The organism is Nitrospirota bacterium (assembly GCA_040755395.1).
Lineage (GTDB): Bacteria > Nitrospirota > Nitrospiria > Nitrospirales > Nitrospiraceae > DATLZU01.
In genome coordinates, this window is sequence record JBFMAX010000004.1 from 147,171 (window position 1) to 167,600 (window position 20,430).

Here is a 20,430-nt window from a genome sequence, read left to right on the forward strand (position 1 = left end):
CTTGAAACCCGATCCCTCCTCACTCGCCACGGCACTTTCGCCGGATTACGAGAGGAGCTGTTTCATCTCGCGCACGGCCCGTTCGAGTCCGACCAGGACGGCTCTGGCAATGATGCTGTGGCCGATGTTGTACTCGACGATCTCCTGGATATGGGTCAGCCGTTTCACGTTCCGGTAGTTCAGTCCGTGGCCGGCGTTGACTCCCATCCCGAGTTTGTAGGCCAACTTGGCGGCTTGCGACAGGGCCTCGACCTCGAGCTGCTCCTCTTTCGCGCGCTTCGCGTTGGCGTAGCGACCGGTATGCAATTCCACGTAATCGGCCGCTACCTTATGCGCGGCCTTGACCTGAGCGAGGTCCGGCTCGATGAAGAGGCTGACCGGAATGCCGCCGTCGTGGAGCAGTTCGATGATTTTCTGGATTTTGTCCCGCTGGCCGGCCACATCCAGGCCTCCTTCGGTCGTCAGCTCCTGCCGCCGTTCCGGCACCAGGGTCACCAAGTGCGGCTTGACGCTGAGCGCCGTTTTCGCCATGGATTCATCGGCCGCGATTTCCAGGTCGAGCTTGGTCTGGACGACCTCCCGGAGCTGAGTCAAGTCACGGTCTTGAATGTGTCGGCGGTCTTCACGAAGGTGAACGACCAGCCCGTCGGCGCCGGCCAGTTCCACCAGCACGGCCGCGGCGATGGGGTCCGGCTCGACGCCGCCCCGCGCCTGTCGCAGGGTTGCCACATGATCGATGTTGACGCCGAGTCTCGCCACGTCGTCCCTCCACCGCGATGAACGGAACGTCCGATGCGCCGAGTTCAGAAATCTCTGTGAGTTTGTGCAAAGTTAGCGCATTATTACAGAAACCTCAGGGGCGAGCAAGGACCGGCGGCCGGGTCTGGCGGAACGAGGCCAGGAGTCCCATCGCTCGTCCCGGCGACAGCTTGCAAGTATCGGCGAAAATTGACTGAAATCGTTCCGGTCGATTAGAATAGGCCACCTTTTAGACCCAAGAGAAGCCCAGTCCTGTCAACCCGTCCCCGACCCGCGTCTGGTGAAGGAGCTTTCGTGCTGGAGGGATTCTACCGGATCAAACGGCTTCCTCCTTACGTGTTCGCGCAGGTTCAGGCCCTGAAGCTGGAAGCCCGCCGCAGGGGCGAAGACATCATCGACTTCGGCATGGGAAATCCGGACCAGCCGACGCCAGGCCACATCGTCGATAAACTGGTCGAGGCGGCCAAGAAGGCGAAGAACCACCGGTATTCCGCATCGCGCGGCATTACCAAACTGCGCCATGCGATCACCAACTGGTATCGGCGCAACTATGACGTCGAGCTGGATCCTGAAACCGAGGCGATCGTCACCATCGGCTCGAAGGAAGGGCTTGCCCACCTCGCGCTGGCGATGATCGGACCGGGCGACGTGGTCCTTACGCCCACGCCGACTTACCCGATTCATATGTACAGCTTCATCATCGCGGGCGGCGAAGTGCGGGGTATCGAACTGCGGCAAGACAGCGATTTCTTTGAGGACCTGCTTCGGGTCTATCGGCAGACGTTCCCTCGTCCCCGCATCCTCGTGATCAATTTTCCGCACAATCCCACGACGGCGGTGGTCGACCTGGAATTTTTCAAGAAAGTGGTGGCCTTTGCCAAAGAGCACGGCGTCATCGTGATCCACGATCTAGCCTACGCCGATATCGTCTTCGACGGCTATAGGGCGCCCAGCCTGCTGCAGGTGCCGGAAGCCAAGGATATCGGCGTGGAGTTCTATACGCTGTCCAAGAGCTACAACATGCCGGGATGGCGGGTCGGTTTCTGCGTCGGCAATCGCGAGGTGGTGGGGGCGCTGGCCAAGATCAAGAGCTATCTGGATTACGGCATTTTCCAGCCGATTCAGATCGCCGGCATCATCGCATTGAACGGCCCGCAGGATTGCGTGAGGGAGACGGTGCAGTTGTATCAGAAGCGGCGGAACGTCCTCGTGGGCGGGCTGAACCGGATCGGATGGCCAGTTGATAAGCCGCGCGCCACGATGTTCGTCTGGGCCCGTATCCCGCAGCCCTACCGGGGTATGGGGTCGCTGGAATTTTCCAAGCTCCTCCTGAAAGACGCGAAGGTCGCCGTGTCTCCCGGCATCGGCTTCGGCGAGGGCGGAGACGACTACGTGCGGTTCGCCCTCGTCGAGAACGAGCACCGGACCAGACAGGCGATCAGGGGGATCCGGAAAGTGTTGAAGCTGGACGGAAGCGAACGATGACATCGCGCATCGGAGTAGGCTTGATCGGCTTCGGCACGGTCGGAACGGGGGTTGCCCGGATCCTCATGAGCCATGCCGCCCTTATTCGGCGGCGGGTCGGCGTGCCCATCGACTTGGTGCGCGTCGCGGACCTCGACATCGCGCGGGACCGCGGCATCGCGTTGCCGGACGGCATGTTGACGACCGATGCGAAACAGGTTATCGACGATCCTGCGGTCGATATTGTCATCGAGTTGATCGGAGGCTATGACGCGGCCAAACGGGTGATCCTCGATGCGATGGCGAAAGGCAAGTCGGTGGTCACGGCGAACAAGGCGTTGCTGGCCGTCCATGGCGAAGAGATTTTCGAGGCCGCGGCCAGGCATCAGGTCGATCTGGGTTTCGAAGCCAGCGTCGGCGGAGGGATCCCGGTGATCCGCGCGTTGGTCGAAGGACTGGCCGCCGACACGATTCTCTCGGTCTACGGCATCATCAACGGGACGTCCAACTATATCCTGAGCCGCATGACCAAGGAGGGGCATGGATTTGCCGAGGTGCTGGAAGAAGCCAAGCGGGCCGGCTATGCCGAGGCGGACCCGACGTTCGATGTGGCCGGGATCGACTCGGCACACAAGCTGGCGATCATGGTCAGCCTGGCCTATGGGACGCCGGTCAACTTCAAGGACATCTATACGGAAGGGATCACCAAGCTGACGCCGCTGGATATCACCTATGCGAAGGAGTTCGGATTCGCAATCAAGCTGCTCGCCATCGCGAAATTTCTGGACGGGGAAATCGAGGCCCGCGTCCATCCGACGATGATTCCGTCGACCTCGCCGATCGCGCAGGTCGAGGGAGTCTATAACGCGATCCAATTGGTCGGGGATGCGGTCAACGACGTCGTCCTCTACGGCCAGGGCGCCGGATCGCTGCCGACCGGCAGCGCCGTCGCGAGCGACGTCATCGCGATCGCCCGCAATCTGCTGTCGGGCGCCACCGGACGGGTGCCACCGGCTTCGTTCCGGCAGGATCAGCGGCGGCCGCTTCGCGTCCGCCCGATCGAAGAGATCCGCTCGTTGTACTACATGCGATTTATGGTGCTCGATAAGCCCGGGGTCTTATCGCAGATTTCGGGCGTCCTGGGGCGGTATGGCATCAGCATTTCGTCCGTGCTGCAACAGGGCCGCAAAGAAGGGCAAACGGTGCCGGTCGTGATCATGACGCATACGGCGACCGAGCGAGACGTGCAGGCTGCCCTCCGTGAGATCGACCGGATGGCGTTCATCTCTCAACCCACCACCTTGATCCGCGTTGAGGGGCATGACGAATGAGGCAGGTCCCCCACCGGATTCGACGCGGTCACTGACCGATTTTCTTTCCTATGACACGCTGGCGCGGCGTCATCAACGAGTATCGCAAGTTTCTCCCGGTGTCCGATCAGACGCCGGTGGTGACCTTAGGCGAGGGCAACACGCCCCTTATTCATGCCGCGCGCCTAGGGAAGAAAATCGCGCCAGGCGTCGAACTCTATCTGAAGTTCGAAGGAGCCAATCCGACCGGGTCGTTCAAGGACCGCGGGATGACGATGGCGATTTCCAAGGCTCTGGAGTCCGGAGCCCGGGCGGTGATCTGTGCCTCCACGGGCAACACGTCGGCCTCGGCCGCCGCCTATGGGGCTTGCGCCGGCCTGGCGGTCTACGTCTTGATTCCGGCTGGCAAGATCGCGCTCGGCAAGCTCTCTCAGGCCATGATGCACCGGGCGACGGTGATTCAGATTGAAGGAAATTTCGACCAGGCGTTGGCCATCGTCAAGGAACTGGCCGCCACCTACAAGATCGAGCTGGTGAACTCGATCAATCCCTTTCGGATCGAAGGCCAAAAGACCGCCGCGATGGAAGTCTGCGATCAACTCGGCGATGCGCCGAGCGTCCATGTCTTGCCGGTGGGCAACGCGGGCAACATCACCGCCTACTGGCGCGGCTACAAGGAGTACCGCGCGGCCAACCAGTGCACCCGTGTCCCGCGCATGATCGGGTTTCAGGCGGCGGGGGCCGCACCTATCGTGCTCGGCCGGGTGGTGGAGGAGCCGCAGACGATCGCGACCGCGATCCGGATAGGCAATCCGGCCAGCTGGGCCTCCGCGCTCGAGGCGGTGCGGGAATCCTCCGGCCTGATCGACATGGTCACCGATGAGGAGATCCTGCGGGCCTATTCGCTGGTCGCGGCGGAAGCCGGCGTCTTTTGCGAACCGGCTTCAGCCGCCTCGGTGGCCGGGGTCATCAAGTTGAGCCGGGCTGGTTCGCTGCGTGAAAGCGAAACGGTGGTGTGTACGTTGACCGGCCACGGGTTGAAGGACGCCGATACGGCGATCGGCGTGTCGAGACAGCCGCTGACTGTGAAAGCCAGCCGCGACGATGTGGCCCGTCTGTTGAAGGTTTAACCCGGACCGTGACCCGATGAAATACGTGATTCTCCACGCGAGCGGAATGAGCGACGGTCCCTATCAGGAACTGGGCGGGAAAACCCCCCTACAGGCGGCTTCCACTCCGAACATGGACCGATTGGCCCAAGAGGGAGAATTGGGGCTGGTGACCGTTCCGTTCGACGGGCCGGTAGTCGGCAGCGACGTAACGGGCGTGTCAATCCTGGGCTATGACCCACGCAAGTATTATCCGGGTCCGGCGCCGCTGGAGGCGGCCAGCCTTGGCGTGACCGTCGGCGAGCATGATGTCGTGTTCCGTTGCACCATGGTCACGTTGCGCGCGGAAGCTACACCGGGCGGGCGGTCGACGACGGCCGATATCAAGAAGTTCGGCCCGCATGTGATCCTGGACGATGCGACCGCCGGCTACATCGAAACGGAGCAGGCGCGCGAGCTGATCGACGCGGTCAATGAACAACTCGGCTCCGAGACCATTCAGTTTTACCCCGGCATCGGCCATCGGCACCTGATGGTGTGGGTCGGAGGCAAGGCCCGCTCGACCTGTGTGGATCCGCGTCAAGCGGTCGGCCGTCCGATCGGCGACTATCTGCCGACTGGCGACGGGGCGGATATCCTGCGGAAATTGATGGAAGCCGCCCTCATTATTCTCCGGGATCATCCCGTCAACGACGAGCGGCGGGAAGCGGGGTTGAAACCGGCCAACTGTCTGTGGCTGTGGGGGCCCGGGCGCCCGCACGCCTGGCCGAGCCTGACGGAACGGTTCCGGGTCTCGGGCGCCGTCGTCGCCTCGAGCGATCTGCATCGGGGGATCGGGATCTGCGCCGGCTTGGAGGCGGTGGAACCGGTGGTTTCACGCGGAGCCGACGGCCCGGCGTTGACGGCGTTCGGCGAGGCAGCGCTTCGCGAGCTGGCCCGAAAAGACCTGGTGTATGTCCATTCGGCGATCCCCGATGAAGTCCTATACGGCGGCGATCCCAAAGCGAAGCTGCGGGTGATCGAGGAGTTCGACAAACACGTGGTGGGGACCGTGTTGAGCGGCCTGTCGCAATGGGGACCCTACCGGGTTCTGCTGGTTTCGGACCGGGCCGTGACGGGGAGCGACAAGACCATGGCCCCGTCGGCGCTGTATACGTTCTCGGAGGGGCCGACACCGAGGGCCGCCTCGGGCGCGCGGCGGTTCAGCGAAACGGACGCCCACTCCAGCGACGCGCCTCCGCGCGAAGCCACCAGGTTGATCGCCAAGTTGTTCCCTCGCGGTTAGGAACGGGCCATGGCGTTGATCGTCCAGAAATACGGCGGCACGTCGGTCGGGAGCATCGAACGAATCCATCGTGTCGCCGACCGTGTCGCCCGTGATCACCGGGACGGGCACCGGGTGGTGGTGGTCCTCTCCGCCATGAGCGGCGAGACCGATCGGCTCCTGCGATTGGCGCACGAGGTCACGCCCTCGCCGGACGAGCGCGAACTGGATATGCTCCTGTCCACCGGCGAGCGAGTCACGATCGCGCTGTTGGCGATGGACCTGCGGGGGCGAGGGCTCAACGCCCGGTCCTTTACCGGCAGACAGGTCGGGATTCTGACCGACAGCTCTCACACCAAGGCCCGCATCGCCCGCGTGACGGCCGAGCGGATCAAAGCCGCGCTGGCCGAAGGCGTCATCCCGGTCGTGGCAGGGTTTCAGGGGATCAACGAGCAGTCCGACGTGACGACGCTGGGTCGGGGCGGATCGGATCTGACGGCGGTCGCCTTGGCGGCCGCGCTCAAAGCCGACCGGTGCATCATTTTCACCGACGTGGACGGAGTCTATACCGCCGATCCGAACATCGTGCCGGCCGCCAGACGCATCGACAAGATCTCGTATGAGGAAATGCTGGAACTGGCGAGCCTGGGCGCAAAGGTGCTGCAGAGCCGTTCGGTGGAGTTCGCCGCAAAGTATGGGGTGCCGGTCGAGGTCCGATCCAGTTTTACCGAAGGAAAGGGAACGCTCGTGACGACTGAAGATGCGGACATGGAGGGCGTGGCGGTCTCCGGAGTCACCGGCGATCGCAACCAGGCGAAGATCACGATCGTCGGGGTTCCCGACAAGCCGGGCATCGCGGCGCGCATTTTCGGGCCGGTGGCGGAGGCCAACATCGTGGTCGACATGATCATCCAGAACGTGAGCCAGGCCTCGCTCACGGACATTTCGTTCACCGTGCCGCGAGTCGATCTGGGGAAAGCGGTCAGTCTCGTGCAGCGCGTCGCGAAGGAGATCGACGCCAAGTCGGTGACCGTGACCGAGGCCATCGCCAAGGTGTCGCTGGTGGGTGTGGGGATGCGGTCGCATTCCGGCGTCGCGGCCAAGATGTTCCACGTACTGGCTCGGGAGGGCGTGAACATCATGATGATCAGCACCTCGGAGATCAAAATCTCCTGCGTGATCGATGAGAAATATCTCGAGCTCGCCATGCGGGCCTTGCACGCCGCCTTCGGATTGGATCGGGTGCCGTCATGACATGCAAGCAAAAGGGCGCGAGGCGAGGGGCGAGGGGCGAGAGGGGGGAAGCTCTTCCTACCCCCGCGCCTCACGGCGCTAGCCTCTCGCCTTCGTTGGAGATCTACGATACGACTCTGCGCGACGGTGCACAGGCCGAGGATGTGAGCTTCTCGGCCGAAGACAAGGTCCGCGTGGCGCAGAAGCTGGATGAGTTGGGCGTGCAGTACATCGAAGGAGGATGGCCGGGCGCCAATCCCAAGGATATCGAGTTCTTCCGGATCATCAAGACCATTCCGCTGAGACACGCGACGGTCGTCGCCTTCGGCTCGACGAGGAAGGCCAGTAATCCGGTCCAGAAAGACCCCAATATCCAGGCGTTGCTTGCCGCGGAGACATCGACGATTACGCTCTTCGGCAAGAGCTGGGGGTTGCACGTGACGGATGCGCTCGGGATTTCCTTGGCCAAGAATCTGGAGATCATCGGCGACTCGATCCACTATCTCCGTTCCAAAGGGCGGAGGGTTTTCTACGACGCGGAGCATTTCTTCGACGGGTACAAGGCCAATCCGGACTATGCGGTGGAGACGCTGCGGAAGGCGGTGGAAGCGGGCGCGGAGCGGATCGTCCTGTGCGACACGAACGGCGGGACCATGCCGTGGGAGATCCGCAGGATCTGCGAAACGGTGCGGCGGGAGATCGCCGTACCGCTCGGCATTCACGCGCATAACGATTGCGAGATGGCCGTCGCCAACTCGCTGGTAGCGGTTGAAACCGGCATCGTTCAGGTGCAGGGGACGATCAACGGCATCGGCGAACGGTGCGGCAACGCCAATCTCTGTTCGATCGTGCCGAACCTGGAGCTGAAGATGGGACGGCCGTTGCTCGGCGAACGGCTGGCCCATCTGAAGCAGGTGTCCGGGTTCGTGACCGAGATCGCCAACCTCATGCCCAACAAGCATCAGCCCTATGTCGGGGATTCGGCCTTCGCGCACAAGGGCGGCGTGCACATCCACGCGGTCCTCAAGAATCCAGCCACCTACGAGCATGTCATCCCCGAACGGGTCGGGAACCGCCAACGCATGCTGGTGTCCGACTATGCCGGCCGAAGCGGCTTGTTGGAGAAAGTGGAGGCGTACGGCATCAAACTGAATAAGAATCACCACAAGCTGCAAGAATTGGTCAACACGCTCAAGGAGCGCGAGAGCCAAGGCTATCAGTTCGAAGGGGCCGAAGGGTCTTTCGAACTGCTCATGCGCAAAGCCATGGGCACCCATAAGCCGTCGTTCCAACTGCTCGGGTTCCGGGTGATCGTGGAAAAGAAAGACGAGACCGGCGCGCCGGTCTCGGAAGCGACCGTGATGGTCAAGGTCGGCGAGGCGGTCGAGCATACGGCTGCGGTGGGCGCAGGCCCTGTGAACGCGCTGGATCATGCGCTCCGCAAGGCGCTGGAGAAATTCTACCCTCAGCTCCGCGAGGTCAGGCTTCTGGATTACAAGGTCCGTGTCCTCACGGCCAACAAGGGCACCGAATCGAAAGTGCGCGTGTTGATCGAATCGGGCGACCACAAAGACAAATGGGGAACGGTCGGAGTGTCGGACAACATTATGGAAGCGAGTTGGCAGGCCTTGGCCGACAGCATCGAATACAAGTTACTCCAAAAGGAACGCTTCCGTGGGAGCGACGCTCCGCATTCATGATCAGGGTCCGAGAAAACTCCTTGACACGGCTGATAACCTCACGTAATTTATGGAAAAATCGTGTTAGGGCTAAGGGGTTCGCCGGAGCGACGGGACAGGAACTGGCAAGCAGGTTGTCAGGAGGGGCGGCATGAGAAAGGCTGATATCGCCAATGAGATCTACAAACAGGTGGGAGTGTCCAAGAATGAGGCCGCGGACATCGTCGAACTCATCCTGAACCTGCTCAAGTCGGTCTTGCAAAAAGGAGAATCGGTCAAGATTGCGGGGTTCGGGAATTTCGTGGTCCGCAGTAAAGGGGCCCGGAAAGGACGCAATCCGCGCACCGGGGAAGAGATCGGTATCACGCCGCGCCGGGTGGTCACCTTCCGCCCCAGCCAGGTTTTCAAGAAGTACGTCAATTCGTAAATCTCTTCGCACACGCCGGCGATCCAGTCGCGAGGGTCGGTCATGGGGAGTGAACCCAGACTGGGGAGCAAGGTCTTCTACAAGATCGGAGAAGTCAGCCACATCACGAAACTTCCGGCCTACGTGTTGCGGTTTTGGGAATCCGAATTCAGCTTTCTCAAGCCCAAGAAGAGTCGAGGCAACCAACGTCTGTACGTCCAGCGCGATATCGAGACGATTTTGGAAATCAAGCGTATGCTGTACGAAGAGGGGCATACGATCGCCGGGGTGAAACGGTACTGGGCGCGTCGTGGCCGCCATGCACACAGGCAGATTCGACCGAGGGAGCTTGCGCAACGGGTACGGGGAGACCTCCAAGCGATCCTGCGCATCCTGGAGTCTCACCCGGGCTGATGCGTCGTCTTCGCCGAGATCGGCGAACGGCGTCGGTTCTCCAGGCGATCGAAAGAGGAAAACACGGTCGGGGCGTGGCGCAGCCCGGTAGCGCACTCGTTTGGGGTGCGAGTGGTCGGCCGTTCAAATCGGCTCGCCCCGACCAAATAAGCGGTGAAGTGTGAGGGGTAAGGGGTAAGGGGTAAGGGAAGACAAGCTCAGCATCTCCTCACCTCTCACGCCTTACCCCTCACGGTTATGAAAGCTGCCCCGCGCAGCTTTTTTTATTGCTTTGCGCCGTCCATGAACATCCTGATAACCAACGACGACGGTGTGGCGTCGCCGGGTTTGCACGCGTTGGCCGAAGCCATGCGGGCGCTCGGCACCGTGTGGGTCGTCGCTCCCGATCGGGAACGAACGGCGGTCGGGCACGCCCTGACTCTGCACAAACCGCTTCGGCTGACCACGCTGGGCAAGCGGATCTTTGCGGTGAACGGGACGCCGACCGATTGCGTGAACTTAGCGCTCAAGGTGGTGCTGCCGAAACCGCCGGGTTTGGTGGTCTCGGGCATCAACAAGGGCGTCAATCTCGGCGACGACGTGACCTATTCCGGGACGGTCTCAGCGGCGCTGGAAGGGACCATTCTCGGCGTGCCGTCGATTGCGGTCTCTCAGGAAGGCGGCGACCGATTCCGATTCGACGTTGGGGCGCGGTACGCCGAGCGGGTCGCCCGTTTGGCGCTCGAGTACGGCCTGCCGGAGGAGACGATGCTCAACGTGAACATCCCCGACCGACCCTTGAGCGCCATCAAGGGCGTGCGGGTCACCTGTCTGAGCCGCCGGCGATTCGAGAACCCGATCGTCGAGAAAGTCGACCCGCACGGACGGAAATATTATTGGATCGCCGGCACGCGTATCGCCTGGAGTCGGCAGAAGGATTCCGACCACGAGGCGATCCGGCAGGGGATGGTGTCGATCACGCCGATCCACCTCGATATCACGCACTACGGGGTGCTGGAGCGGCTGCGGAATTGGGAAGTGCTGATCGGAAACAACAGGCCTGCATCGCACGCGCGCGGCCGCCGGTAAGGACGATCGTTTCTTGGTCTCGCTGCTCGAACACATCATCGCGGAACTCAGCCGGTTCATCATCGCGACGATCTCGAAATGCGGCTACGCCGGCATTCTGCTGACCATGGCGATCGAGAGCGCGTGCATCCCGTTGCCGAGCGAGATCATCATGCCGTTTTCCGGATACCTCACGTCGACCGGCCGGTTTTCCATGCTCGGCGTGACGCTGGCCGGCGCGCTCGGCAACGTGGTGGGGTCCCTCGCGGCCTACTACGCCGGCGTCTGGGGCGGGCGGCCGTTCGTGGAACGGTACGGTCCGTATCTGCTCATCTCGCGGAAGGACCTCGACCTGGCGGACCGCTGGTTCGCCCGATACGGCGAAGCGGCGGTGTTTCTGAGCCGTCTGTTGCCGGTTGTGCGGACCTTCATCTCGCTGCCGGCCGGCGTGGCTCGCATGAATGTCGTCCGCTTCGTCGTGTTTACCTTTGTCGGCGCCCTGCCGTGGTGTTATGCCTTGGCCTATCTCGGTCTGAAGCTGGGCGAGCGATGGGGCCAGTTGCGCGAGCACTTTCACCGGATAGACGTCGTGATCGGGTTGCTTCTCCTGATCGTTCTCGCCTATTTTGTATGGTCGCATTGGCCGCGGCGTCGCCGCGCTGATCTGAAATCGGGGCCTCCTTCGTGCTGAAGATCTACAACACCCTGTCCGGCCGGAAGGAACCCTTCGAGCCGCTCGTCGCGGGCTCGGTGCGGATGTACGTCTGCGGCGTTACGGTGTATGACGAGTGCCATCTGGGGCATGCCCGGAGCGCGCTCGTGTTCGAGGTGATCCGCCGGTATCTGGAGTATCGAGGGCTGGCGGTCACCTTCGTGAAAAATTTCACCGACGTGGACGACAAGATCATCAATCGCGCCAACGAACTCGGAATTCCCTGGCAGGCGGTGACGGCCCGCTACATCGACGCCTACTATCGTGACATGGGACGTCTGGGGATCGGCTGCGCGACGGTCGAGCCCAAGGCGACGGAGCACATGGCCGACATCATCGAGTTGGTGCAGACATTGATCCGAAACGGCGTCGCGTATCGGGTCAACGGCGACGTCTATTTCCAGGTGGAGAAGTTTCCGGCCTACGGGCTGCTGTCCAAGCGCAAGCTGGAGGACATGCAGGCCGGCGCCCGCGTCGAAGTGGACGAACGGAAGCGGCATCCGATGGATTTCGTCCTTTGGAAGGCGGCCAAGCCGGGCGAGCCTTCCTGGGACAGCCCCTGGGGCCCGGGCCGGCCGGGCTGGCACATCGAATGCTCGGTGATGTCGATGAAACACCTGGGCGAGACGTTCGATATTCACGGGGGTGGGGCGGACCTGATCTTCCCCCATCATGAAAACGAGATCGCCCAGTCCTGCGCCGCCACCGGCAAAGAGTTCGCGCGTTACTGGGTGCACAACGGGTTCGTGCAGGTCAATCGGGAGAAGATGTCCAAGTCGCTGGGAAACTTCTTCACGATCCGGGAAGTCTTCGAAAAGTGGGGATATCGGGAGCCGGTCACCGCGGAAGTGTTGCGGTATTTTTTTCTCTCCACCCATTATCGCAGCCCGCTCGATTTTTCCGATCAAGCCTTGCAGGAAGCGAAACGGGCTCTGGATGCCTTCTACGATCTCTTCCTCAGGCTTGAGGAGGAGTCCCCGGCCGAGGGCGGTGTGGCCGACAAGCTGTCCCCAGCTCTGCACGAGCTCCAACACGCGTTCCGTGAAGCCATGGACGATGACTTCAATACACCGGCCGCGCTGGCGGCTTTTCAACAGTTCCGGTCGACCGCCAACCAGTTGCTGAAAACAGGGCTGTCCCGGGCGCATCGAGCGCAGGTCCGTGAAACCTTCCGGTCCTTGGGACAGGTGTTGAGTCTGTTCCAATTGGGCGTCAAGGAGTGGGAGTTTGCGACGCGAGGAGGGATTTCGTTTGCGGAGCGGGAAGCTCCGAGCCCATCGCTCGAGGATACGGAAATCGGACGGTTGATCGCCGAACGGAACGAGGCGCGGAAGAAAAAAGATTTTGCGAAAGCGGATGAAATCAGGAAATCGCTGGCGGCCCGGGGGATCATCCTGGAAGACCGGCCAGACGGCACGACCCGCTGGAAGCGGTGAGTCCGCGGACATCATCTACGGGCTGCATGTGGTCCGGGAAGCGCTGCAGGCCGGCGCTCGGCCGTTCCAGCGGATTTTGGTGCTCCGCCAAGATCGGCAGTTCGCCGAGATCGTGCAGCTCGCTCGCGCCAAGCAAGTTCCCGTTCATGTGGAACCTCGGCCGGCGCTGGATCGACTGGTGCACGAGGGGCGGCACCAGGGCGTCATCGGCGTGATCGCAGCCAAAGCCTATGCCGAGACGGACGAGATCCTGGGCTGCGCCCGCGCGCGCAACGAGCCGCCGTTCGTGGTCATCCTGGACGGCGTGGAAGATCCGCAGAATTTGGGCGCGGTGCTCCGGTCGGCCGACGCCGCCGGCGTGCACGGGGTCTTTGTGCCGGATCGGCGCTCGGCGGGGCTCACGGGAGCAGTGGCCAGGGCGTCGGCCGGAGCGCTCGATCATGTCAGAGTCGGTCGTGCGCAGAACCTGTCGCGTCTGATCGAGGAATTGCAGGCCGCCGGATTGTGGGTGTACGGACTCGACCCGAGAGCGCCTAAACCCTACACAGCGCTCGACTTTCGGGGACCCATTGCGGTGGTGCTGGGAGGAGAGGGAAGAGGGATCCGCCCGGGAGTGTTAGACAAATGCGACGACCGGGCGAAGATTCCGATGCACGGCCGGGTCAACTCCCTCAACGTCTCCGCCGCCGCGGCCGTGACGCTGTTTGAAGTGGTCCGGCAGCGCTCCGGGGCCGCTCCCGTCGCCGCCGAGGCTAGCGGATCTTGATCATTCCCCCCTGGATCGCCGCCTTGAGCAACTGCGCGGTGTTCGACACCCGGACCTTCTTCATCATATTGGCCCGGTGCGCCTCCACAGTTTTGACGCTGATCTTCAGCCGTTGGGCGATTTCCTTATTCTTGAACCCCGACCAGATCAATTCAAGGATTTCTTGTTCCCGGCTGGTAAGGGCTTCCGGCCGCTTACGTCTGGGCGGAACGAGCTCCAACGTTGCTTTCCGAGCACGGTTTCGAGGACTGACTTTCACCTTTGGCATATGTCAGGTTCTCCTTCTTGGTTCATCACAAGACTGTATGAGGTTCTCAAGTCTCTGCGGCCACAAAGCACCGCATGGGCGGAGAAGGCTTCCGAATGTATAAATAACCTGGATCGCTAGGGCAAATGCAAGTATTTTCTGTCTGAGAAATTTTGCTCTAGGTGTGATCGCTAAGACAACCATGCCTGCCTGACTCTGCTTAGGCAGACAAACCGGGATTGACTCCATGGTTTCGATCCCTCTGTATATGGTCATCGGCGTTTTCGGAGCGCTCATCGGCAGCTTCCTCAACGTGTGCATTTACCGACTTCCGCGGGGGGAGTCGATCGTCTGGCCCTCGTCCCGTTGCCCGTCGTGCTCTCGGCCGATTGCGTGGTATGACAATATCCCGATTCTGAGCTTCCTCGCGCTGCGAGGAAAGTGCCGGGCCTGCGGCGCGCCGATTTCATTCCGCTATCCGCTCATCGAGGCCGCGAATGCGGTCGGGTACGGCGTCATCTTCTGGCATTTCGGTGTCGGATGGCCGTCGGCGGTGTACGCGGTCCTCTTTTCCGCGCTGCTCGTCGTGACCGGCACCGACTTCACCCACCAAATTATTCCCAACGCCGTCACCATCCCCGGTATTCCGATCGGACTGCTCTGCGCGACCACGATCCTGCCGGTGGGGTTGGTCAACTCGGTTTTGGGTGTATTGGTCGGCGGGGGACTGTTGTGGCTCTTGGCTTGGGTCAGCCCCTACCTCTTCGGGAAGGAAGGCATGGGGAGAGGCGACATCAAGCTCCTGGCCATGATCGGCGCCTTTCTGGGATGGAAGGCGACCCTGTTGACGGTCATGATCGGCGCGTCGGTCGGGTCTGTCGTGGGGGTGGGTCTGATCTCCCTCAACGTGATCAAGAAAGATGAATACATCCCCTTCGGTCCCTTTCTGGCGCTTGGCGCCGTCCTGTCCCTCTTTTTCCATGAGCCACTGCTCGAATGGTATTTCAACTTGGTCGCTCCGCCTGAATGATCTCGCCGGGACCCTTTCGTCGACGCTTCTCTCCGCATATGTCCCTTGATCATCGGTTCAAGCTGTATCTAATCCGGCATCGGCCTGTATCCGAACTATGACAGTCACCTCCCGGTCCGTTGTCAGATTATTCCTACCCGCTGCACGCCTCTCATAACGCTCACCGCGCATTTCCCGCTTCCCGTGCGGCGAACCGCGCATGAACGGTTTCGACCATCGGGATGCTTTTGTCCGTTTCGGTTGTCGGTGGGCGCGGCACGGCTTTTGGAAAATCCTGCGGCCGATGGTGGCGAGCGAATAAAAGAAAGAGGCTTCGATCATGCGAGACATGCCTTCCGACGCGCTCCTTCAAAAAGGCTTAGTCCGGGAAGCGGGAGCCAGCCTCACGGAGTTGCTGGTGGTGGTCGCCATCATTGGTCTGGCGACCGTCTGGGGGGGAGAAAGTTTCCTGGCTTTGGCCGCACGACAACAGGAGAAGGCGGTGATGACGGAGATCGCGGCCGAGCTGCGGTTTGCCCGCCAGCTTGCGATCGGACGCCGGGAACGGGTTCGAGTGGTGTTCGATCTGGGGAGCGCGAGCATGAGAACCGAACGGGCTGACGTCTCCGGCCATCGGCTTCGCGCGTATCAGTACGGCGGCAAGGGAACGGTGGTCGAGGGACTCAGCGGCGGCACACAAATCCTGTTTCATCCCAGCGGGCGCTCCGCCTCTCCCACCACGATCGTGCTGCGTGGTCGATCGGGCGAGCGACGGTCGATCACTGTCGGCATCACGGGGAGGGTCGCCCTGTCATGAGCACGGCGGGTGTCCGATTTCAATCGAAGCCATTCCGCTCTGCCGCCCTGGCGGAGGATGTCCGGAGGGGATTCAGCCTCATCGAAGTTATGATCGCCATGGTGATTCTCTCCATTGGATTGCTGGGCGCCATGACGACCTTTGAATGGGCCGATCGCGGGCTTCGTGAGGGAGTCACACGGACACGCGCGCTGGCATTGGCGGAGTCCAAGTTGGAGGTCAAGCGGGCGGTGGCGTGGAATCTGCTCCTCACGGAGGATTGGGATGCGGATGGTCTGCCCGATGCGACCATGCGCGATGACGGGGTTGAGCCGGACGAGATCGCGGGCGATCGGGTCTACACGGCGAGTTCTGATCACAAGGAGATCCGTCTCGTCTGGACGGTTGCGATGGACCATCCCGGTCCTCTTGCGTATGTCGGATCGGTTGTGATCCACGTTCGAGCCGACTATCCGTCGGCGAGCGGTCAACGCCGAGAAGTGCGGCTCGGCACGGTGCGGGCGAATCCGCGGTTCGTCGGTCTGCGATAGAACGTTTCCCGAGCACGTGAACAGAGGGAGCATCATGATGATGGCGAGGCGGCTGGGAGATGAACAAGGAACGACGCTGCTCGAATTGTTGATCGGCTTGGTGGCCGGTGCGGTCGTCCTCTCGGCCGTGCTGCAGACACTCAAGCACTGCCAATCACGGTTCCATGCCCAACAGGACACCATCGCCCGCCATCAGGATCTTCGTCTGGGACTGGAGGTCATGGGCAGCGAACTCCGCATGGCCGGATCCGGCTTCTCTCCCGCCGACCGAACTGTGCGCAAAGCCGACTCTCAGGAAGTCGAGTTTGCGGCGAACCTCGGAGGCTATGTCACGACGTTGGCTCAGCCGGTCATGGCGGGCCAGCAGGAGCTGCCGGTCGGTGACGGAACCGACTGGCCCAAGGGAAAGCGTATCGTAGTGTGTGCGGCGGAACGGTGCGCCGAAGGGCGACTGGCCAAGGACGGTCAGCGCGCCAGGCTGACGCTCGCCGCTCCGCTGGGACAGTTCTTCCCGCCGGGCAGCGTCGTCTCCGTCTCCAACGATGTGCGCTACTACCTCGGACGGGACGAGCGCGGCGCGGCCCGGGTCATGCGTATGGTGGACGGCGGCGCCGGCACGCTGATCGGCGATGTCGCGCATTTCGAGCTGAAGTATTTCGATCGGGAGGGCAGGCCCGCCCACGCGCTGGACCGCGTGGCCCGGGTTCGTGTGGAAGTGGCGGTCGGTCGCGGGCGAGCGATCGTGACCCATGACATCGGACTTCGTGGGTAAGGGAGGTCAATCATGAACTGCGGATCGGTGAACGAACGGGGCATCGCGTTATTGGGAGTCTTGCTGGCACTCCTCATCCTCTCCGTGCTGGGGCTGACGTCCGTGAATTTGGCCGGCATCGAGATTCAGAGCGCCGGCGCCACGAGAGAGGAAAGGACGGCGCAACATGCGGCCGAGGCCGCAGTGGATCAGGTGATGGCGTGGTTCCACGATCCCGGCTCTGCGCCGGAGGGACCGGTAGGCGCGCTGTTTATGAAACGATTCGAACTGCCTGGAAGCGGCCCGTCGTTTTTCGACGCGCAGGGGCGGTCGCAATTTATGGGAACCGCCGAGAAGCCGGATGTGCTGTTCGACGCGACGCAGCCAGCCCAGGATGCGCTGTTAAACGGGCCGACCTCCGGGTGGTTTCGCTCGCTGCGAGGACTGGGCCGTGTGCTGAAGCTCAAGGTGTATGGGCCGATTCGACCTGGATTGTTGTGTACGGTTGAAGCAACGGCAGCGGCCGTCTCGCCCGGATCATCAGGGCTCTCCAGAACCGTGTCGGTGCAGATGGGGACCCGCACCATTCCCGCCGTCCGAGCGGCCGTCCAGGCGGCCGGTCTCCTCGCAACCTCCCCCGGAGGCGCGTCCGCGCCGGTTGAGGTCCATTGGGGTGACATGAAACTGGGAGGGGATGTCCGGTGGAAGACGTTCGACGCAGTGCCGCTCAAAACAGACCTCGCGCCGGTCACGGGTCAATCGTATTCGGAGATGACGCGCCGCGAAGACAGATGGGTCGATATCTGGATCGGCGGCGCGACGTTGTTCGTGACCGCGACTCCGGCGGTTGGGGCCTCTATGCCCGCGAATGTGCATCCGCGACAGGAACCTGTTCCGGGATTACGTATGGATCAGTGGGACTATGAGAGCCTCAAGCAAGCCGCGCTGCTGTACGGGCGTTACTACGCGAGAGACCGGGACGGCCTGCTCTACGCCGACGGCATCGTCGAGCCGGGGCGCGGGGTGACCGTGGACGAGGTGTTTGCTGCCAGCGGCGTCGGGGATCATCGCGGGCTTGTGTTCATCGATACGGTGGACCAGCAGCCGCCGCGAGCCGACAATTTGGGGATGCTCGCCGTGGGAACAGACTATGCGGAAGGGCTGTTCGTGGTCAATGCGCATGTATCGTGGAAGCCGCGCGGACCGGGGCGGCCAGTGCCGGCTCTTAGCCCGCCCCGCGAGGGGCTCTCTTCCTTGGCGACTCGGGTGCCGGTTCAGTTGAGCGGAGTGCATCTCCAGGGGGTGTTGTACACCGCCGGCAACTTGCTATTCGAAGGCCGGCCGCGGGTCTATGGCGCAGTGCTCGCCGCCGGTTCGCTCGGAGAAACCGGAGGGACAGGAAACGCACTCGAAGTCTGGTACAACCACGATCTGCTCGGCGGGCTCGTGCGCGGACTTCCGTTGGTCTATCTGGCGGCTGGCACTTGGCAACTCAAATAAATATTGATGCGTGCTCGACCGAGTATATGAGCGACTGAATGGACGGGGACCATGCTTCAGGGATGAGGAGTGATCCATGATCGCGACAATCGGAAATCGTCACGATGCCGCATGTTCGAGAAATGCTGTCAGCGATCGATCGATTGTGAAAGGGAGAAACATGTGGAAACCACAGGCGTCGACGGTGGAAACGGGAATGTTCGAGTACCTGCTCCGCAACGGCCTGTTGAGGTCCGCCGATCTCGAGGCTGCAATCGAAGAGTCGCGAAGGCGCGCCATCGATCTGGAGACGCTCTTACTCGATGCCTATCATGTGCCGAAAATGGAACTCGGCAGGTCATTGGGCGAGTACTACCAATGTCCCTACATTCCTTACGATGACCGGACAGTCGTGGATCCCGAGTTGCTCAGGAATCTGAGTCACGACTATCTCAAGAGGAATCATTGGATTCCGTTGCGACGGGACAACAACTGGCTGGAGGTGGTGATCGACAACCCTCGCGACATGGGCAAGATCTGGGACATCAGGCGCGCCTTCCCCGGTCTGACTATCCGATTCGCGGTCGGCCTCAAGCGGGACATCGAGCAGTTTCTCCTGGCCGCGAGAGACCACGTGGCGACCGGTTCAATCAGCGATATCCTCGTCGAACTCATCAGCGAGGCGCAGGTGGAGCAGTGCGAGAATGCAGGCATTGCGGTCATCGATGAAAACGACAGCGCGATCGTTCGGCTGACGAACCAGATCATCGCTGAGGCCGACCGTCGGGGTGCCTCCGACATTCACATCGAGCCGTATTCCGATCACAAGGAAACGGCGGTGCGCTTCCGGGTAGACGGGACCTGCTTCACGTATATGAAGATCCCGCCCGCCTATCGACGTGCGGTCGTGTCCCGCATCAAGATCATGGCCAATCTGGACATCGCCGAACGCCGGAAGCCGCAGGACGGTAAGATTCGGTTTAAGCTCAACAAGGAGCGGCAGATCGAGTTGCGGGTGGCGACCCTACCCACGGCCGGTTCCAACGAAGACGTGGTGATGCGCCTCCTTACGGCCAAAGGACCGATGCCTTTGGAAGCCATGGACTTCTCTTCAGGGACGCTCGCGGCCATCAAGGGGTTGGCCGAGAAACCCTATGGGATCATCTTGTGTGTCGGACCAACGGGCTCCGGGAAGACCACGACGTTGCACGCGATTCTGGGTCACATTAATACCGACGAGCGAAAGATTTGGACGGCGGAGGATCCGATCGAAATCTCTCAAGAAGGTCTGCGTCAGGTTCAAGTCCACCCCAAGATCGGTTTCACCTTCGCGGCTGCGATGCGGGCGTTTCTACGGGCCGACCCGGATGTGATCATGATCGGAGAAATGCGTGATAAGGAAACCGCCGACATCGCAATCGAGGCGTCGCTGACCGGCCATTTGGTGTTGAGCACGCTCCACACCAACAGCGCGGTGGAGACCGTGACCCGCCTGTTGGACCTGGGCTGCGACTCGTTCAACTTTGCCGATGCGATGCTGGGAGTGCTGGCCAAGCGATTATGTAAGCGCATCTGCGGGGAATGCCGGGAAGCCTATCACCCGACAAGGTACGAATATGACGAACTGGTCCAGAGTTATGGAGCGAAGCATTGGCCGAAGCTGGGTGTCGAGTATAGCGACGAGTTCCGGTTGTATCGCGGGCGGGGCTGTGACGCCTGCAACGGAACCGGATTCAGGGGGCGCGTGCCGCTGCATGAATTGCTGCGTGCTTCGGAAGATATGAAGAATCTCATCCAATCGAGAGCCAGAACCGATGAGATGCTGACCCTTGCGATGAAGGAAGGGATGACGACTTTAGTCCAGGACGGGATTGAAAAAGTGCTCAAAGGCATGACGACGTTCAAACAGGTCAGAGCCGTCGCCCTGAAATGACGTCGTCTGTGTCAACCTGCCGGTAAGCCGCGAGAAGCGCCCTTCATCTCTGCGTCCCGCGCCAC

20 protein-coding genes and 1 tRNA gene are annotated in these 20,430 nt (G+C 61.8%); 19 read left to right on the forward strand and 2 right to left on the reverse strand.

The features are described 5' to 3' along the window. Window positions 1–45: 45 nt before the first annotated feature. The gene (locus AB1555_08745) at window positions 46–759 is read right to left on the reverse strand and encodes a pyridoxine 5'-phosphate synthase (GenBank protein MEW6246782.1); all 714 of its coding nucleotides are present in this window, start codon (window positions 757–759) and stop codon (window positions 46–48) included. 294 nt (window positions 760–1,053) lie between these two features. Here AB1555_08745 and alaC point away from each other — a divergent pair, with 294 nt between their 5' ends. From alaC to rlmB, 13 genes are all read left to right on the forward strand, one after another. After that, window positions 1,054–2,244 (forward strand): alanine transaminase, encoded by a 1,191-nt coding sequence (gene alaC / locus AB1555_08750; protein ID MEW6246783.1) that lies wholly within the window; start codon window positions 1,054–1,056, stop codon window positions 2,242–2,244. Continuing rightward, a complete protein-coding gene (locus AB1555_08755; GenBank protein MEW6246784.1) occupies window positions 2,241–3,554 on the forward strand; it encodes a homoserine dehydrogenase in 1,314 nt (437 codons plus the stop codon). The genes alaC and AB1555_08755 overlap by 4 nt, the downstream gene beginning before the upstream one ends. A gap of 50 nt (window positions 3,555–3,604) precedes the next feature. Then, the gene (thrC, locus tag AB1555_08760; GenBank protein ID MEW6246785.1) at window positions 3,605–4,663 is read left to right on the forward strand and encodes a threonine synthase; all 1,059 of its coding nucleotides are present in this window, start codon (window positions 3,605–3,607) and stop codon (window positions 4,661–4,663) included. A 16-nt stretch (window positions 4,664–4,679) separates the two neighbouring features. After that, window positions 4,680–5,927: a 2,3-bisphosphoglycerate-independent phosphoglycerate mutase gene (apgM, locus tag AB1555_08765; GenBank protein ID MEW6246786.1), complete on the forward strand. Its 1,248-nt coding sequence runs from the start codon at window positions 4,680–4,682 to the stop codon at window positions 5,925–5,927. Between the two features lie 9 nt (window positions 5,928–5,936). Further along, window positions 5,937–7,160: an aspartate kinase gene (locus tag AB1555_08770; GenBank protein ID MEW6246787.1), complete on the forward strand. Its 1,224-nt coding sequence runs from the start codon at window positions 5,937–5,939 to the stop codon at window positions 7,158–7,160. Then, entirely contained in the window at window positions 7,157–8,839 is a 1,683-nt protein-coding gene (cimA, locus tag AB1555_08775; GenBank protein ID MEW6246788.1) for a citramalate synthase, read from the forward strand. Before AB1555_08770 ends, cimA begins: the two co-directional genes overlap by 4 nt. Window positions 8,840–8,969: 130 nt before the next feature. After that, on the forward strand, window positions 8,970–9,245 hold the full coding sequence (locus AB1555_08780) for an integration host factor subunit alpha (GenBank protein ID MEW6246789.1): 276 nt from the start codon (window positions 8,970–8,972) through the stop codon (window positions 9,243–9,245). Between the two features lie 42 nt (window positions 9,246–9,287). Next, complete coding sequence (locus AB1555_08785) at window positions 9,288–9,638, forward strand: MerR family transcriptional regulator (protein ID MEW6246790.1); 351 nt, start codon at window positions 9,288–9,290, stop codon at window positions 9,636–9,638. Between the two features lie 68 nt (window positions 9,639–9,706). Next, window positions 9,707–9,783 (forward strand) — tRNA-Pro (locus tag AB1555_08790). Window positions 9,784–9,920: 137 nt separating this feature from the next. Continuing rightward, window positions 9,921–10,706 (forward strand): 5'/3'-nucleotidase SurE, encoded by a 786-nt coding sequence (surE, locus tag AB1555_08795; protein MEW6246791.1) that lies wholly within the window; start codon window positions 9,921–9,923, stop codon window positions 10,704–10,706. 22 nt (window positions 10,707–10,728) lie between these two features. Continuing rightward, complete coding sequence (locus AB1555_08800) at window positions 10,729–11,376, forward strand: DedA family protein (protein ID MEW6246792.1); 648 nt, start codon at window positions 10,729–10,731, stop codon at window positions 11,374–11,376. After that, complete coding sequence (gene cysS, locus AB1555_08805; protein MEW6246793.1) at window positions 11,370–12,833, forward strand: cysteine--tRNA ligase; 1,464 nt, start codon at window positions 11,370–11,372, stop codon at window positions 12,831–12,833. The genes AB1555_08800 and cysS overlap by 7 nt, the downstream gene beginning before the upstream one ends. Window positions 12,834–12,846: 13 nt before the next feature. Then, window positions 12,847–13,599, forward strand: coding sequence for a 23S rRNA (guanosine(2251)-2'-O)-methyltransferase RlmB (gene rlmB / locus AB1555_08810; GenBank protein ID MEW6246794.1), 753 nt, complete (start codon window positions 12,847–12,849; stop codon window positions 13,597–13,599). On the opposite strand, the gene AB1555_08815 is transcribed toward rlmB, so the two are convergent. Then, window positions 13,586–13,867 (reverse strand): LuxR C-terminal-related transcriptional regulator, encoded by a 282-nt coding sequence (locus AB1555_08815; protein ID MEW6246795.1) that lies wholly within the window; start codon window positions 13,865–13,867, stop codon window positions 13,586–13,588. The two genes, rlmB and AB1555_08815, sit on opposite strands and share 14 nt — an antisense overlap. Window positions 13,868–14,093: 226 nt before the next feature. On the opposite strand from AB1555_08815, the gene AB1555_08820 reads away from it, so the two are divergent. The 6 genes from AB1555_08820 to AB1555_08845 all read left to right on the forward strand — a co-directional run bounded on the left by AB1555_08820 (window position 14,094) and on the right by AB1555_08845 (window position 20,365). Then, window positions 14,094–14,876, forward strand: coding sequence for a prepilin peptidase (locus AB1555_08820; protein MEW6246796.1), 783 nt, complete (start codon window positions 14,094–14,096; stop codon window positions 14,874–14,876). Between the two features lie 319 nt (window positions 14,877–15,195). Next, the gene (locus tag AB1555_08825; GenBank protein MEW6246797.1) at window positions 15,196–15,672 is read left to right on the forward strand and encodes a GspH/FimT family pseudopilin; all 477 of its coding nucleotides are present in this window, start codon (window positions 15,196–15,198) and stop codon (window positions 15,670–15,672) included. Next, window positions 15,669–16,202 carry a prepilin-type N-terminal cleavage/methylation domain-containing protein gene (locus AB1555_08830; protein MEW6246798.1) on the forward strand — a complete coding sequence of 178 codons (534 nt, stop codon included), beginning with the start codon at window positions 15,669–15,671 and terminating at the stop codon, window positions 16,200–16,202. Before AB1555_08825 ends, AB1555_08830 begins: the two co-directional genes overlap by 4 nt. 34 nt (window positions 16,203–16,236) lie before the next feature. Continuing rightward, window positions 16,237–16,974: a hypothetical protein gene (locus AB1555_08835; GenBank protein MEW6246799.1), complete on the forward strand. Its 738-nt coding sequence runs from the start codon at window positions 16,237–16,239 to the stop codon at window positions 16,972–16,974. 12 nt (window positions 16,975–16,986) lie between these two features. Further along, on the forward strand, window positions 16,987–18,453 hold the full coding sequence (locus AB1555_08840; protein ID MEW6246800.1) for a PilX N-terminal domain-containing pilus assembly protein: 1,467 nt from the start codon (window positions 16,987–16,989) through the stop codon (window positions 18,451–18,453). Between the two features lie 160 nt (window positions 18,454–18,613). After that, window positions 18,614–20,365, forward strand: a complete 1,752-nt coding sequence (locus AB1555_08845) for a GspE/PulE family protein (protein ID MEW6246801.1) — start codon at window positions 18,614–18,616, stop codon at window positions 20,363–20,365. Window positions 20,366–20,430 lie beyond the last annotated feature (65 nt).

Excerpts from the sequence above, each read along its gene's own strand:
- AB1555_08785 (MEW6246790.1), top strand. The coding sequence starts at position 9,288 with ATGGGGAGTGAACCCAGACTGGGGAGCAAGGTCTTCTACAAGATCGGA.
- AB1555_08825 (MEW6246797.1), top strand. The coding sequence starts at position 15,196 with ATGCGAGACATGCCTTCCGACGCGCTCCTTCAAAAAGGCTTAGTCCGG.
- AB1555_08840 (MEW6246800.1), top strand. The coding sequence starts at position 16,987 with ATGAACTGCGGATCGGTGAACGAACGGGGCATCGCGTTATTGGGAGTC.
- apgM (MEW6246786.1), top strand. The coding sequence starts at position 4,680 with ATGAAATACGTGATTCTCCACGCGAGCGGAATGAGCGACGGTCCCTAT.
- AB1555_08755 (MEW6246784.1), top strand. The coding sequence starts at position 2,241 with ATGACATCGCGCATCGGAGTAGGCTTGATCGGCTTCGGCACGGTCGGA.
- AB1555_08835 (MEW6246799.1), top strand. The coding sequence starts at position 16,237 with ATGATGATGGCGAGGCGGCTGGGAGATGAACAAGGAACGACGCTGCTC.
- surE (MEW6246791.1), top strand. The coding sequence starts at position 9,921 with ATGAACATCCTGATAACCAACGACGACGGTGTGGCGTCGCCGGGTTTG.
- AB1555_08780 (MEW6246789.1), top strand. The coding sequence starts at position 8,970 with ATGAGAAAGGCTGATATCGCCAATGAGATCTACAAACAGGTGGGAGTG.
- AB1555_08830 (MEW6246798.1), top strand. The coding sequence starts at position 15,669 with ATGAGCACGGCGGGTGTCCGATTTCAATCGAAGCCATTCCGCTCTGCC.
- cimA (MEW6246788.1), top strand. The coding sequence starts at position 7,157 with ATGACATGCAAGCAAAAGGGCGCGAGGCGAGGGGCGAGGGGCGAGAGG.
- thrC (MEW6246785.1), top strand. The coding sequence starts at position 3,605 with ATGACACGCTGGCGCGGCGTCATCAACGAGTATCGCAAGTTTCTCCCG.
- AB1555_08845 (MEW6246801.1), top strand. The coding sequence starts at position 18,614 with ATGTGGAAACCACAGGCGTCGACGGTGGAAACGGGAATGTTCGAGTAC.
- AB1555_08820 (MEW6246796.1), top strand. The coding sequence starts at position 14,094 with ATGGTTTCGATCCCTCTGTATATGGTCATCGGCGTTTTCGGAGCGCTC.
- AB1555_08815 (MEW6246795.1), bottom strand. The coding sequence starts at position 13,867 with ATGCCAAAGGTGAAAGTCAGTCCTCGAAACCGTGCTCGGAAAGCAACG.
- AB1555_08770 (MEW6246787.1), top strand. The coding sequence starts at position 5,937 with ATGGCGTTGATCGTCCAGAAATACGGCGGCACGTCGGTCGGGAGCATC.